The sequence below is a fragment of the Pseudomonas sp. MAG733B genome, from assembly GCF_036884845.1.
Lineage (GTDB): Bacteria > Pseudomonadota > Gammaproteobacteria > Pseudomonadales > Pseudomonadaceae > Aquipseudomonas.
Genome location: NZ_CP145732.1, coordinates 3,791,878 through 3,806,528, shown reverse-complemented (window position 1 = coordinate 3,806,528; position 14,651 = coordinate 3,791,878). Strand labels below are relative to the sequence as shown.

Genomic DNA, 14,651 nt, shown 5'->3' with positions numbered 1-14,651 from the left:
GCACCATGGATCGGATCTGGCTCATGACGAGCGATACTAGAAAGCGCCACCCCGACACGACGACAACCAAAGGTAGGATGCATGGAAGGTTTTGAACGTAGTTCCAACGAACCAGCCCAGGGAGCAAAACTGCACATCCGCGCCAGCAAATTCCTGGCGCCGGCGAGCCTGCCCGGGCAATTGGAACGTTCGGCCCTGCTTGCACAACTGGCGCAACGGGAAAGCGCACGCCTGATCCTGATCAACGCCGGTGCCGGTTACGGCAAAACCGCATTGCTGCAGCAGTACCGCGAACGCTGCCTCGCTGAAGGGCGGCAGGTGTTGTGGTGCAATCTCGACGCGGCGGACAACGATGTGGCACGCCTGGTCAGCGTTCTGTACACGGGGCTGCGCGATCTTGGCCTGATCGCCGACAGCGCGGGCGCGCCGAGTAGCGACGATGCCGCACAAGCGCAGCAATGGTTGCTTGAGCACATCGCTCCGATAAACGAGTCATTCGCTGTGCTGCTGGATGAGTTCGAAGCCATCAACAATCCAGCGGCCATGGATTTTTTCCAGCACCTGCTCAAGGCGTTGCCCGCCCGCGCCACGGTCGCCATTGCGACGCGCACCACACCGCCGATCAATCTGGGCCGTCTACGCGCCCGCGGCGAATTGCTGGAAATCGGCACCGAAGCATTGCGCTTGAGCCTCGATGAGACGACCCGCTACCTTCGGGAAAAGCGTCAACTGTCCCTCGCCGCACCAGAAATCGCCAGTCTGCATGAGCGCACCGAAGGCTGGATTTCCGGTATCTATCTGGCCACGTTGTCCCTGCAATGGCATGGCGATCCGGCCGCATTCATTTTCTCGTTCAGCGGCGCCAACGTTGCGTTGGCGGAATACTTCGCCGAAGACGTGTACGCGCGGCAGAGCGAGCCATGCCGCCAGTTCCTGTTGCAAACCAGCGTGCTGGAACAGTTCTGTCCGGCCCTGTGCGATGCCGTCGGCGATCGCAGCGACAGCAAATCGATGATCGAAGATCTGGAGCGCAGCAACCTGTTCATCGTCGCCACGGACAATGAGCGCCAATGGTTCCGCTATCACTCGCTTTTCGCCGATTTCCTTCGGCAAACGCTTGAGGAACAACATCCGGGCCTGTCCGAACAGCTACGTCGCCATGCAGCGCGCTGGTGTTTCGCCGACGGCCAGCCTGTCGAGGCCGTTGAGCATTTGTTCGCCGCCGACTTGCTGGATGAAGCCGCCGCGCAACTGGTGCTGCATATCGACGAACTGGTGGAGAACGGTCACGCCAGCCTGTTGATGCGTTGGCTCTCGCGAATTCCGAACGAGATTCGCGAGTTGCATCCGGGGCTGGGCATTGCCTACGCGTGGGCGTTGCTCCATGCCCGTCGCCACAAAGATGCCCTGCAAGTATTGGAAAGCCCTGCGCTCGCGGGGGAACACCACTATGTCCATCCGTTGCTGCTGTTGATCGGCGACCGTATTCCCGAAGCGCTGGCAGCCAGCACTGAGCTGCTGGAACAACTGGGGCCAGAGCACAAGTTGCAATTTAGGGTCACTGCTTTTGTGCAGGTCTGTGGTCTGTTTTACACCGGTCGTTACGATGAGGCCCGGCAAAAGCTCGGCAGCGCCGGGTTGCGTGAAGCACAACGTGAAACGACTTACCTGCGCGACACCACCGATGCACTGCAAGCCATGCTCGATCTGACTCAAGGTCAGCTGGACAGCGCGCTAACCCGTGTAACCACGGCCGTGCAGCGCAGTCGCGAGTCTTTTGCCGGTACACCGCCGGTGGGTTTTCCGGTGCTGCAAACCATCCATTGTGTCGTGCTTTATGAAACCGACGCACTGGAAGAGGCGCAGCAATGTCTCGACGTTTTGCTGCCTTACGCCAAGGAACATGCCGCGCCGGATTCCTTGATCACCACCCACGTGTTGCAGGCACGCATTGCCTACCTCAAGGGTGATCGTGCGGCATGGATGCGCTATCTGGCCGATCTCGACCAGTTCGGCCAGGTGGCCGGCTCGACGCGCATCCTCTGCTCTGCCTGGCTGGAGCGGGCACGCATCGCGACCCTGGAAAACCGTCTGGAAACCGCTGATCACGCCATGCGCGCCGCCGAACAACTGAGCGACTGGGAACAACCGGGGGTGGTGCTGAGCGCCAACGATGTCGACGCACCGTTCATCACGCGTCAGCGCCTGTGCATTGCCCAGGGTGACGAAAGCACCATCGAACGCCTGCGTCAGGCCATGGACATCGCCCTGCAACGTCACCAATACCGCCGCGCTCTGAAGTTGCGCCTGTTGCTGGCGACGGCGCTCGATGGCGCGAAACTGCACAAGGAAGCGCTCGAGCAACTGACCCTGGCCCTGCGTTTCGCCAGCCATGTCGGCTTCGTCCGCACGTTCCTTGATGAAGGCGCACCTTTGGCGGCACTGCTGGAACGCTGGTCGGTGACCTTTCACGGCCAGGTAGAGGCCTTGGGCATCCGCTCTGGATTCGTCAGCCAGTTGCTGCAGCGCAACAGTGGCGCCAAGGAAATCGAATCGAAGAGCGAGGAAGACTCGCCAACCAGCCTGTCCGCCCGTGAATTGCAGGTGCTGCGCATGTTGGCGTTGGGTTATCGCAATCGTGAGATTGCCGAAAAGATGTTCCTGTCCGAGCTGACTGTTAAATCGCACTTGCGCAAGATCAACAGCAAACTCGGCGCCAGCAGTCGCACGGAAGCGGTTTCAATCGCACGGACCCTGGGCTTGCTGGAGTAAGCCCCGAACTCAGGTCGTTGGCACGGACGCCAGCGCGTTTTCAATGAAGGCGAGCAATTGCTCATGCAAGACCCCAAGGTCGACGTCTGTGGGGTCGAGCAAGACTTGCAGCATCGTGCCGCGCAAAGTCCCCAGGATCAGCAGCGCGCCGGCCAGCGGGTCGACATTGGCCCGAATCTCGCCGTTGTCGATACCGGCGCGAATGTAGCCGGCCAGATGCTGCTGCACCGAGCGGTTGTACTCGGCGAGTATTTGCGCGGTTTCCGAATCCTGGGTCACCGCTTCAGACATCAACGCCAACAGCGCGCGGGTGTTGACCCAGTCGCCGTCGGTGCGCACCAGATAAACCCCGACAAAACCCTTGAGCGCATCCATTCCCGGTTGCCACTGCGAGGCCTTGTCCGCCACCAGCGCCATGAAGCTGGTATTGACGAAACCCGCCAGGGCGCGCAACAGCCCGGCCTTGTTGCCGAAGTGATGAGTCGCCAGACCACGGCTGTAGCCGGCCTCCTCCCCGACCTGTGACAACGTCATGCCGACCCAGCCGTTGCGCGCGACGATCTGTCGCGCGGCGATCAGCAATCGCTGCTCGGCTTCGGCGCGACGTTCGGGCTGGGTACGACGCGAAGCAGGCTGGGCGGTTTTTTCAACGGGTTCCATCGGGTATTCCTTACTGTCCTGTAAACACTGGAGTGCGGCGCTCGGTCATGGCGCGAGTGCCCTCGGCGAAGTCGGCACTGACAATCTGCCACTCCTGCTCGCTGGCTTCGCGATCGATGATCCGGTCGATGGCATCGGCCAATCCCATACGCAGGGTTTCGCGACTCGACATGACTGCCGCCGGTGCGGAAGCGGCGATTTCTTCAGCCAGCTCGCGGGCTTTTTGCCGCTCCTGGCCCGGTTCTGCCAGCACATCCGCGAGGCCGATGCGCACGGCTTCGCGGCCATCGATGCGACGCCCGGTGGCGATCAGCAACGAGGCCATCTGCACGCCGACCACGCGCGGCATGGTAACCGAAATCCCGAACCCCTGATGAATGCCCAAACGGTTGAAGTTCGCCGAAAACCGCGCTTTCTCGCTGGTCACCCGAAAGTCTGCCACCAGCGCCAGACCCAGCCCGCCACCGATCGCCGCACCTTCGACCACGCAGATCATCGGCTTGCGGTTGCGAAACAGACGCACGGCGGATTTGTAGACGCGGCGTGGGTATTGCGGATCGCACTGCTCTGGCCCGGAAAAGTCGGCACCGGCGCAAAACACCTTGCCTTCGGCCTGAAGAATCACCACCCGGCACTCGGGCAAGTCATCGAGAAATTGCAGGGTATTGGCCAGATCCTGGATCAGTTCGGCATCGAAGAAATTCAGCGGTGGTCGATTGAAACTGACTGTGGCGACATGACCTTGCAGGTCCAGGGTGAGGCCGCGGCCGGGGTTAAAAGCGCTGTGCGTCGACATGGAGACTCCAGAAGCAACGGATTTATTTCGGATTGACGGCGGCTTGCTCGCCACCGGGGTTGCTGTTAGCTTATTTACTTGTTGGGCGTTCAGCAAGTTAGAAAACCTCAACCCCTTTTCCTTTTTCACACGAGCATTAAGCCATGCAGGCACTCGATATTCGGCCCTGTCATCTTGGCGTGCAGGTGCAAGCCTTGCGCACCGAAGTGCGTGAGTTTCTCGCCGAAACGCTGAAAGACTTCCCACCCCACGAACGCGCCAAAAACTGGAACGGCGCCGACCTCGAGTTCAGCCGAAAGCTGGGTGAGCGCGGTTGGCTGGGCATGACGTGGCCCAAGCGTTACGGCGGACACGAACGCAGCGCCCTGGAGCGTTATGTGGTGCTGGAAGAGTTGCTGGCGGCCGGCGCGCCGGTGAATGCGCACTGGATCGCCGAACGCCAGTCCGGGCCGCTATTGATGAAGTTCTCGCCTGAGGTGCTGGCCCCGCGCTTTCTGCCGGCCATCGCCCGTGGTGAGCTGATGATCTGCATCGGCATGAGTGAGCCGGACGTCGGCTCTGACCTCGCCTCGGTGCGCACCCGTGCCGTCAAGGTCGATGGCGGCTGGGTGGTCAACGGCAGCAAGGTCTGGACCACCGGCGCACACCGCAGCCAGTACATGGTCACCCTGCTGCGCACCGGGCCGAAGGATGAAAGCAACCGTCACGCGGGGCTGTCGCAACTGCTGGTCGACTTGCAGGCACCCGGCGTCACGGTTCGCCCGATCTACAACATGATCGGCGAGCACGACTTCAATGAAGTGTTCCTGGAAAACGTCTTCGTGCCCGATGACTTCCTCATCGGCCAGCCCGGCGACGGCTGGAAACAGGTGGGCGCCGAACTGGCACTGGAGCGCAGTGGTCCGGAGCGTTATCTGAGCTGCACCCAACTGTATCTGGAAATGCTCGACGCAGCCGATCCGCAGAACCTGCGCCACGCCGTCAGCCTTGGCCGCGTCGCCGCGCGTTACGCGGCTTTGCGGCAAATGTCGCTGGGCGTCGCCGGCATGCTCGCTCGCGGTGAGAACCCGGCCACACCGGCGGCGCTGGTCAAGGATCAGGGGGCCCTGCTTGAGCAATCGCTGCCTGACCTTGCCCATGACCTGTTTGGCGGTGTCCGCCAACCCGACTCCCGACTCGACCAGATGATGCGTTACCTGACCCAGACCGCCCCGTCGTTTTCCCTGCGTGGCGGCACCCGCGAAATTCTCCGCGGCATTATTGCCAGAGGCTTAGGACTGCGATGAACCAGGCTTTGAATTTTCAACACGCCGACGACGGCGCCCCGTCCGAACTGCAATCGATGATCGCCGACAGCGTAGAAGGCTTGTTCGCCGAACAGATCACGCCCCAATTGCTCGCCCGTTTCGAAACCGGTCACGCGGCCAGCGACCTGTGGCAACAGGTGGTGGCCCAAGGTTTACCCGGCGCCCTTGTGCCTGAAGAATCGGGTGGTAGCGGTGCCAGTTGGCTGGAAGTGAGTCCGGTGTTGCGGGCCATTGGCTACTGGAGTGCACCACTGGCGTTGAGCGAAACCATGGTGGCCTCGCTGCTGCTGGCCCGCGCGGGACTGCAAGTGCCGGAGGGGCCCATCACGCTGATCCAGGCCGGACGTCTTGGTGAGCTCAAGTTGAGCGAGGATGGCCATCTCGAAGGTCGCGCCTTCAATGTGCCTTGGGCGCGCAGTTGTCGCTGGGCTGTGGTAGCCGATCCCGGTCGCATTGCCTTGGTCGATCTTCATCTGACGGCGGTCGCTGTGGAAACCGGCAGCAATTTCGCCGGAGAAGAGCGCGATACCGTACATTTTTCCAACGCTGCCGTGCATGCCGTCGGCCATTTGCAATTGGCGGATGTGGCTGAACCGGTCTGGGTGTTCGGTGCGCTGATGCGTGCCTGCATGCTGGTCGGTGCCCTTGAATCGAGCCTGGACAAGGCTGTGAGCTATGCCAATGACCGCTCGCAGTTCGGCAAGGCAATCGGCAAATTCCAGGCGATTCAGCAGCAACTGGCTGCAATGGCCGGCAGTATCGCCGCCGCGCGCATGGCGACCCAGGTGGCGTTGCGCAGCGCATGCGAGACCCTGCAAACCGAATCCGGAAACGGCAGTTGCCTGGCGTTTGATGTGGCCGTGGCCAAGGTTTGCGCCGGAGAGGCAGCAACGCTCGCCACTTCAGTGGCGCATCAGGTTCACGGTGCGATCGGCTTCACCCACGAACACACCTTGCACTTCAACACCCGCCGCTTGTGGTCCTGGCGGGATGAGTTCGGCAGTGATGCGCAGTGGGCAGAAGTCCTTGGCCAGGCGGCGATTGCGGCCGGCAGCACAGGGTTCTGGTCCGGGTTGACTCAACGTGCGCTCTGAAAACTGACGAAAAAAAACGCCGCGTCAAACGCGGCGTTTTTTACAGGGTTCACAATACGTCAACCGCGCGCAGCCCTTTACCGATCACATCCGGCTGCGCAGCCACTGCAGAAAACCCTTTTTCTCAATGATCTTCGCTTCTTCCTGCGTCATCGTCCTGGCAATTTGCAGACGGAACTCCAACAACGCCTTCATCGCTACGCCGATATCATGGCGGGCTTCCACACATGGCCTGAAGAACTCCTTCTCGATCCGGTACAGATGGCAGAACGTCAGGGCGGCGAACTCCGCCGGTAGCGCCGTACCCGAGACGATCCCGCCTTCGCCAATCACCTCGCCCGGCCCCATGCGCCCGGCTTCGAACTTGACGCCTGCACGGCTCAAAGCCACCGTCACCACCCCCGATTCGATGATGTACAGGTGTTCGCTGACCTGTCCGGCCGGCAAAATGACTTCGCCCGGCTCAAAGATTTGCCGGGTCATGTTCTGGCTGACGTCATCCTTCTCTTCCTCACTCAACGTCGTCGCGAAAATACTCGTGTTGTCCAGCAGCGAACGTTGTTTTGACTGCGCCTGGGGTAGACCCGATTCAACCGTCGACAACCAGTTGATCCCGGCCGCCTGCAAATGCCGGTACGCCAGATCGTACAGCTGATTGCGTACAGTGCGTTTCTGATCCATCGACACCACGAAACCGCTGACTTCGTACTCCACGCCATTGCCACCGGTGCTTTTGATCGTCACTTTGGGGGCCGGTTTGGTCAGCAGAATGCGGCAGCCCTGCGAAGCCCTTTCAAGCGCATCGAACACCCGGTTCGGGCGCACAAGCGGGCTGATGAGCAAACTGATCGAGACCCCGAACATATCGCTGGGCCGGCTGAAATTGGTGATCTTGGCCTTGGCTGCCATCGAGTTGGGAATCACGATCATGCTGCCCTGGGACGTTTGCAGGAACGTGGCACGCCAATCGATATCGGTCACCCGCCCTTCGGTGCCGTCGATGGCGATCCAGTCATCGATTTGATAGGGCTTGGTGGTGTTCAGGACGATTCCGGAAAACACATCGCTAAGCGTGCTTTGCAAGGCCAGACCGACAATGATCGCCAAGGCACCGGATGTCGCCAGAACCCCCTTGACAGGCAGATTGAGCACATAGGCCAGGGCGGCGATGACCGCGACCAGGAAAATCACCGCGCCGAGCAAGTCCTGCAGTAGCCGCCCGGTGTGCCCTACCCGATACATCATCACGGCGCCGATCATCACCGTGAGGGTTCGCGCGCCGAACAACCACCACATGATCTGCAGCACCGTGTGCGCGAATTGCAGCGGTGCGTCATCGATCGGGGGCGCCGGCTCCCATGGACTCAAGCCTTCATGGAACAACAGCGCGCTGTACAACAAAAAAATGACCAGCCGCGCGAGCACTTTCCAGGTGTACCGGTGGGAACCGACGACACGCCACATCACCATATCGATCAGGATCAAGCCCAGACCGAAGATCAATGGACGTTCAGAGAACAAGGACAGCATCTGGAATCTCCAGTTCAGGCCAATGATCACCGCTCTGCCGCGGACCCGCTCCGTAAAAGCTAGCATGGTGTTTGCGCCAGCGCCTTCTGCCACCCAGCCGTCAGCCGATGTGGCAAGTTCTGAACACTGACTTACACTGCGATACACCCAACGCGAACGAATGACTACTCAAAGGATCGATAGGTCCCACAGCATTACGGTGATCCGGGTGACACCTACATGAAAACGGTCACAGCCTTTTTCACCACTGTGTTCGCTGCCAGCATCGGCATGGCGACGAGCACCTGTGCCATCGCTGCATCCTTCACCACCAGCTACGACTGCGCCACGGCAACGGCTTCCGTCGAAAAGCTGATCTGTCGCGACTCGCAACTGGCGCAGATGGATATCGAACTGATGCGCCTCTATCGCCTGGCGCTCACGGATGAACACTCAGTGCCGCTCCCGGATAAAGTCCTGATCGACCAGCAGTTCTGGGTCGAGGAGCGCAATCAGTGCGCTTCGGAGTCAGACATCAAGGCGTGCACAATCCGAAGTTATGCCAAGCGCGCGCACCAGTTGCGCCAAGGCTCGGCCATCGTCAGGACCAAAGACCCCAACAGACTCACCGAAGGCCCCCTGGCGTTTCGCTGTGCGGGGCTGAACGCGCTGCTGGCCGCCACGTTCTTTACCACGCAACCGGGCGTCGTTTACCTGACCTGGGCGAAAAGTGCGATCACGCTGAACCAGGTGCCGAGTGATTTCGGCACCCAATACATCGGCAAGGATTTCCAGGGCAGCTACAGCTTCCGGCAGGACGGCAATACAGCGTTGTTCCAGAAGCCAGGCTCAGCGGGTATGAGTTGTACGGCTGAGCCGACTGGCTGATGTTCATGCCGTCCGGTTCCGGCACCGGACTGGATCCCTCATTGCACCGATGGTCGGTCCAGCACCCACTGCCAGAACAATTGGTAACCCACTGCCAGCACCACCGGGCCGATGAACAAACCGATTATGCCGCTGGTGACCATCCCGCCGAGGGCGCCGATCAGTACCACCGGCATCGGCACGTCGACGCCGCGGCCCAGCAGCAACGGCTTGAGCACGTTGTCCACAAGACCGGCCACGAAGACGTAAATGGCGAACACAATGGTGATGGTGTTGGGACCTTCCGTTGCGAAGACATAGGCAATCACCGGTACGGTAATCAGGGTCGCGGGCAATTGCATGATGCCCAGCAGCAGGATCGCCAGTGCCAGCAGGCCGGCGCCGGGAACGCCCTTCAACACAAAGCCGAGCCCCACTAGCAACATTTGTATGAAAGCGATACCGACCACGCCGAGCGCCACGGCGCGGATGGTCGCGGTGCACAAGGCGGCGACACTTGCGCCTTTCTCCGGCCCGCTTACCCGCGAAGCGATCTGCACCGAGGCGCGGCTGCCCGCTTCGCCATAAGCCATGAAAATCCCGGCGATGATCAGCGCGAAAATGAAGGTCAGGAAACCCATGCCGACGCCGGCCAGTTTGCCCAGCAAGCCGAGGCTGACACCCTTGATTTGCGGTATGTATTTGGCCGTGAGCCCGGGAAGATCGGTGGCCGCTTGCTGCCAAAGTGCAAACACCTGATTGCCCACCAGCGGCCATTCAGCCACGGACGGCGCCGGTGCCGGAATTTGCACGCCCTCGTCCCTGACCACGCTCATGGCGTTTTCCACGGAGTCGGCGATCGATGTGCCCAGCAGGTAAATCGGCACCATCAGAATGATGATCGCAACCAGCACGATCACGGTCGCAATGCGTCCATCCTTTTGCCCCAACGGGCCTTTCAGTTTTTGTTGCAGCGGGTACAAGGTGATCGCCAGGATCACCGACCACAGCATCAGGTCACGAAACGGGCGGAATATTTCAAAACAGAACAGCACCAGAACGACGATCAGTCCGGCGCGGATCAGCACGTCAAGCAACCCGCGGGACAAGGCCTTCTCTGACAGCGGCATGGGCTCCATGGAGTTCTCCTGGCAGTTCACTGTGAAGGTAGGAAGCTGGTAAGCCCAGCATAGACGTTAAGTCTGTTTTCGCTTGTCAGCGCGAGGAGTAATGGCGGAAGGTAGCCGGAGTCGAACCTGCCCGGGAACGGATGCCGTCCCCAACCGGGTTTGAAGCCCGGCCGCGCCACCGGGCGCGATTACCTTCCTTGAAATCAGAGCTCTGTTCGCCGCGCCAGGGCGTTGTCGTGGCGAATCTGCCGACGGTCGCCAACTCGCCGTGTCAGGCCGAGGCGGTCGAAGTATTCGAGAATCTGGATGCTGCGCTTGCGGCCCAGGCCCACCGCATCACGAAACGCCGCCACCTCGATCACCGGATTGTCATCGGCCAGTTGCAACAGCATAGCCGCCAAACGCTGAATCGTTGAGGCGGTGTAAAACAGGTCGCGAACCACTTGATGCAGCAAGCCCAACCGGGCCATTTTCCGTAGCAGCGTACGCACAGCGGCTTCGTCGTGACCCAATTCACGCACCCACGGCGGATTGAACCCCGCCGCCTCGAACGCGGGTTGCAATGTTTGCCAGAGGGCTTCGTCCGCTTCGCTCAGGCGCACTTGGTGATTAGGCAAATGCAACCACGGGCCGCTGGCGGCGATGGCGCCACTGGCGAATAAATGGTCGAGCAAACTTAGAAACGTCGAGCGATCGAGTGCGCTTGCGGTGAATCGTCGCAAACGATCGCGATCCGGCCCCATTTGATCCGGTTCCAGTTCATGAAAACGCGCCAGGTGTTGCACCACTTCGGCCTGCAACGCATGCCAACGGGCAGTGCCGAACAAGACCGGTGCCTGCCGTGTTTCGATCAGTTGCACGTCATCGGGCAGTGCCCAGTTCCCCCGCGGATAATTGAACTGGCGCTCAAGTCGTTGCGGATCAAGCCCGATTTCGCTATTGGCCAACAACAGTGGCAACACATCCTCCAGGCAATTGCTGACAGCCAATGCCTTTAGCTGCGCCAAACGCTCAGCGCTGCGTCGATGTCGGCTGGGGGCGAACGGATCAAGCACCCGTCCACCGCCCAGCGTGCGTTGTGCACTTTGGTCGCGCAGGATCAACGGATCGCCCTTCACCGCTTGCACCGGCGCGTTCAACAGGATTTGCGCAAACATCCGCTCACCCGGCGCCAGGCTAGAGCCTTCCAGCAAAGCCACGCGCCCCGACACATCCTGGGTCCCGATGTGCACATGCACGGGCTGAAAATGCTCAAAGGCGCGCGGTTCGCTCGGCAGTAACCGCAAGTCGATATCCAGGCGCTGAGTCGGCGCGTACAGCCACTCGGCCGAGAGCCATTGCCCGCGATGAATCTGCTCCAGCGCCAGCCGTTCGCCACTCAGGTTCAACGCCACGCGCTGACCCGCGACCGCGACTTCTGCGGCCTGATTCTGCGCGTGCAAACCGCGCACCCGCACGGTTTTGCCGAGCGGACCGAGCATAAGCGTTTCGCCCACTGCAACCTGCCCGGACACCGCCGTGCCGGTGACAACGATACCCGCGCCGGCCATGCTGAACGCCCGATCGATCGCCAGCCGAAAACCACCCTCAATACTGCGTTGCGCGACTTCGTGTTGAGCTTGCAATAGCGTCTGACGCAAGGTGTCGACGCCCTGCCCGGTCACGCTCGACAGTTCAATCAGCGGCGCATCGGCGTAGGGCCCGGGCGCCAACAATGCGCTGACCTGCTCGCGCACCTCTTCCGCCCGTGACGGGTCGACCCGGTCGCACTTGGTGATCGCCACCACGGCACGTGGAATGCCCAGCAGTTCGACGATGGCCAGATGTTCCCGGGTTTGCGGCATCACGCCGTCATCGGCGGCCACCACCAGCAATACCAGATCGATGCCCTGCGCCCCGGCGAGCATGTTGTGGGTGAAACGTTCATGACCGGGCACGTCGATGAAACCGGTCAGAGGCGCGCCCGGTTCCAGCGCGGCGTAGAGATAACCGAGGTCGATGGTCATCCCCCGCTCACGTTCTTCCCGGCGTCGATCACCGGCCTGCCCGGTCAGCGCCTGGAGCAGTGCAGTCTTGCCGTGGTCGATGTGCCCCGCCGTGCCGACAATCACCCTGCCCGGCCCTCCACATGCAATTGATCAAGTTGCGCCAGCCACGCAGGTTCGTCATCCAGTTGCCGCAGATCCAGCCACAAGGCGTCGTCATCGATACGGCCGAGCACCGGAATCGGCAGCGCACGAAACGCAGCTTCCAGATCCAGCAATGATCGCCCGCGCAACCGCTTGCTGGTATTCGGGCGCAGGCACAACGCGGCACTCGGCAAACGCGCCACCGGTTGGCTGCCGCTGCCGATCATCCCTTGCGCGGGCAACGCGCTGACGCTCCAGTTTTCGCCCAACAGCTTGGCCAGCGACGGTTGCAGGCGTTCGGCCTGAGCAAGAATATCGGCCTGTGGCCGGGTCAACAGACGCAGACTCGGCAAACGTTCGGCCAGTCGATCCGGATTGCGGTACAAACCCAGCACCGCTTCCAGGGCGGCGAGGGTCAGTTTGTCGACCCGCAATGCGCGTTTGAGCGGGTTCTTCTTGATCTTGGCGATCAAGTCTTTGCGCCCGACAATCAACCCGGCCTGCGGGCCGCCGAGCAATTTGTCGCCACTGAAGGTGACGATGTCCGCGCCATCGAGCAACGCCTGGCGCACCGTCGGCTCGGCGGGCAAACCCCAGCGTGTCAGGTCCAGCAGGCTGCCGCTGCCCAAGTCTTCGAGCAGCGGCAAACCGTGCTGATGGGCCAATTGCGCCAGTTCGGCGGTGGGTACGCTCGTGGTGAAACCCTGAATGCTGTAGTTGCTCGCATGCACGCGCATGATCAAGCCGCTGCGCGGGCCGATGGCGGCTTCGTAGTCGCGGGCATGGGTGCGGTTGGTGGTGCCGACCTCATGCAGCTTTACCCCGGCGCGGGCCATGATGTCGGGGATGCGGAAGGCGCCGCCGATTTCGATCAGCTCGCCTCGGGAAATAATGCCTTCCTTGCGTGCGCCAAGGCTGTTGAGGGTCAGCAGCACTGCGGCGGCATTGTTGTTGACCACGGTCACCGCTTCGGCGCCGGTGAGTTCGCGGATCAAACCCTCGATCAGATCGTCGCGGTCGCCACGTTTGCCGCTGTGCAGGTCAAATTCCAGATTCAGCGGATAGCGTGCGGCCATTTGCACCGCGTCTATGGCTTCATCCGGCAATAACGCTCGCCCGAGGTTGGTATGCAACACGGTGCCGGTGAGGTTGAACACCCGGCGTACATGGCTGCGGTGTTGAACCTGTAGACGCTCACCGACCCGCCCCGCCAGCACTTCAGGGCTGACTTCAATCGCCTGCAACAGCCCCAGTTGTACAGCTTCGCGCAACTCATCGAGCAATTGTCGCAACGTTGCCAGAAGCGCATCGCGCCCGTAGCGTTCGGCCAAAGGCTGGCACGCCGGGTGCCGCAACAAACTGTCGATGGAAGGCAAACGCAGGTTAGGGCTGGCACCGCTGGCAGACATCTGGCGCTCCTGAATTCGAAAGACCGTCGCGCCAGAGTGTAGACGCTGTGGTCATTCGTCTCCCGGAGCCAGCAACAGATTCGGTGCCAAACGCTGATAGCCGTCCTGGGCCAGGCGCATGTCGAGCATCAGGCTGCTCAAGTCCGCCGACAGTGCTTCGGCGTGGGCATCGTTCTCCAGATAGAGCAATTTCAGATAGCTGTTGCAGCTCGGGCACATTTCGGCCCGCAGCGGTGCCTGATTGGCCGCATGGCGATCATCTTCAAGGCTGAGGTATTCCAGGCCTTTGCTTTGCTCGCAGTACACGCACTTGACCCGAACCACATGCCATTCGCAGGCACACAACGAACAGACCAGATAGCGCAAACCGTTGTGCTTGCCGCGATTCCGAATCACCCCGGCCATGGCCGGCGAGCCACAACACGGACATTGGCTGAGGCTGTCGCCGGGCTTGAGTTGCAGATTCGGCGTGCTCAGCAGCCAATGGCTCCAGGCTGCCTGCAAGGCTGCACCGAGGAACGGCACCAACGCCGCCGGCACCAGCGAATACTGGCCGCTGACTAGCGCCACGGCCCAGACACGACGTTGACCCGCACTGGCGCCGCGCAACGTCGCCAATGCTTCGGTGACAGCAGGCTGAGACGGCATCGCATAGCGTTGCAGCAAGGCGTCGAGATAGCGCTGCCAGTCGTCCTCGCGGGTCAGGCTGTCCGCCGCAAACGGTGGCAAGCCGTGTTGCTGGCACAGTTCGATGCGTTGCGGGTCGAGCGGTTCGCTCCGCGGCGGATCGTCCAGGATCTGCTGCTGCACCCGGCACAAGCCTGCGATCAACAGCAGGTAGTCAGCCAGCGGGTGATCCACGGCCAGTTGCTCAAGGCGTTGTGCGCGCAGGGTGAACAGATTGTGCGGCGGCAGGTGCAGAAACGGCGGCGAACTGGCCGCCGCTTCGATTTGTCCGGGTTCGAGAATGGTTGGCAA

The 14,651-nt window shown here is 61.4% G+C and carries 11 protein-coding genes and 1 tRNA gene; 4 read left to right on the top strand and 8 right to left on the bottom strand.

The window, feature by feature from the left end:
• Nucleotides 1-81 precede the first annotated feature (81 nt).
• On the top strand, nt 82-2,772 hold the full coding sequence (locus V6Z53_RS17480; RefSeq protein WP_338580857.1) for a LuxR C-terminal-related transcriptional regulator: 2,691 nt from the start codon (nt 82-84) through the stop codon (nt 2,770-2,772).
• Between the two features lie 9 nt (nt 2,773-2,781).
• On the opposite strand, the gene V6Z53_RS17475 is transcribed toward V6Z53_RS17480, so the two are convergent.
• Both V6Z53_RS17475 and V6Z53_RS17470 read right to left on the bottom strand, forming a co-directional pair.
• The gene (locus tag V6Z53_RS17475; protein ID WP_338580856.1) at nt 2,782-3,432 is read right to left on the bottom strand and encodes a TetR/AcrR family transcriptional regulator; all 651 of its coding nucleotides are present in this window, start codon (nt 3,430-3,432) and stop codon (nt 2,782-2,784) included.
• A 10-nt stretch (nt 3,433-3,442) separates the two neighbouring features.
• Nucleotides 3,443-4,228 (bottom strand): enoyl-CoA hydratase/isomerase family protein, encoded by a 786-nt coding sequence (locus V6Z53_RS17470; protein WP_338580854.1) that lies wholly within the window; start codon nt 4,226-4,228, stop codon nt 3,443-3,445.
• 143 nt (nt 4,229-4,371) lie between these two features.
• Here V6Z53_RS17470 and V6Z53_RS17465 point away from each other — a divergent pair, with 143 nt between their 5' ends.
• Together V6Z53_RS17465 and V6Z53_RS17460 are read left to right on the top strand one after the other, a co-directional pair.
• Entirely contained in the window at nt 4,372-5,514 is a 1,143-nt protein-coding gene (locus V6Z53_RS17465) for an acyl-CoA dehydrogenase family protein (RefSeq protein ID WP_338580853.1), read from the top strand.
• Complete coding sequence (locus tag V6Z53_RS17460) at nt 5,511-6,629, top strand: acyl-CoA dehydrogenase family protein (RefSeq protein ID WP_338580852.1); 1,119 nt, start codon at nt 5,511-5,513, stop codon at nt 6,627-6,629. Before V6Z53_RS17465 ends, V6Z53_RS17460 begins: the two co-directional genes overlap by 4 nt.
• 84 nt (nt 6,630-6,713) lie before the next feature.
• On the opposite strand, the gene V6Z53_RS17455 is transcribed toward V6Z53_RS17460, so the two are convergent.
• Nucleotides 6,714-8,159 carry a mechanosensitive ion channel domain-containing protein gene (locus tag V6Z53_RS17455; RefSeq protein ID WP_338580851.1) on the bottom strand — a complete coding sequence of 482 codons (1,446 nt, stop codon included), beginning with the start codon at nt 8,157-8,159 and terminating at the stop codon, nt 6,714-6,716.
• A gap of 219 nt (nt 8,160-8,378) precedes the next feature.
• On the opposite strand from V6Z53_RS17455, the gene V6Z53_RS17450 reads away from it, so the two are divergent.
• Nucleotides 8,379-9,026, top strand: coding sequence for an MliC family protein (locus V6Z53_RS17450; RefSeq protein ID WP_338580850.1), 648 nt, complete (start codon nt 8,379-8,381; stop codon nt 9,024-9,026).
• Nucleotides 9,027-9,064: 38 nt separating this feature from the next.
• Here V6Z53_RS17450 and V6Z53_RS17445 read toward each other — a convergent pair whose 3' ends face one another.
• The 5 genes from V6Z53_RS17445 to fdhE all read right to left on the bottom strand — a co-directional run bounded on the left by V6Z53_RS17445 (nt 9,065) and on the right by fdhE (nt 14,651).
• Nucleotides 9,065-10,144: an AI-2E family transporter gene (locus V6Z53_RS17445; protein WP_338580849.1), complete on the bottom strand. Its 1,080-nt coding sequence runs from the start codon at nt 10,142-10,144 to the stop codon at nt 9,065-9,067.
• 92 nt (nt 10,145-10,236) lie between these two features.
• A tRNA-Sec gene (locus V6Z53_RS17440) sits at nt 10,237-10,332 on the bottom strand.
• Nucleotides 10,333-10,338: 6 nt separating this feature from the next.
• Complete coding sequence (selB, locus tag V6Z53_RS17435; protein ID WP_338580848.1) at nt 10,339-12,246, bottom strand: selenocysteine-specific translation elongation factor; 1,908 nt, start codon at nt 12,244-12,246, stop codon at nt 10,339-10,341.
• Nucleotides 12,243-13,673, bottom strand: a complete 1,431-nt coding sequence (gene selA, locus V6Z53_RS17430) for an L-seryl-tRNA(Sec) selenium transferase (protein WP_338580847.1) — start codon at nt 13,671-13,673, stop codon at nt 12,243-12,245. The genes selB and selA overlap by 4 nt, the downstream gene beginning before the upstream one ends.
• Nucleotides 13,674-13,724: 51 nt before the next feature.
• The gene (fdhE, locus tag V6Z53_RS17425; RefSeq protein ID WP_338580846.1) at nt 13,725-14,651 is read right to left on the bottom strand and encodes a formate dehydrogenase accessory protein FdhE; all 927 of its coding nucleotides are present in this window, start codon (nt 14,649-14,651) and stop codon (nt 13,725-13,727) included.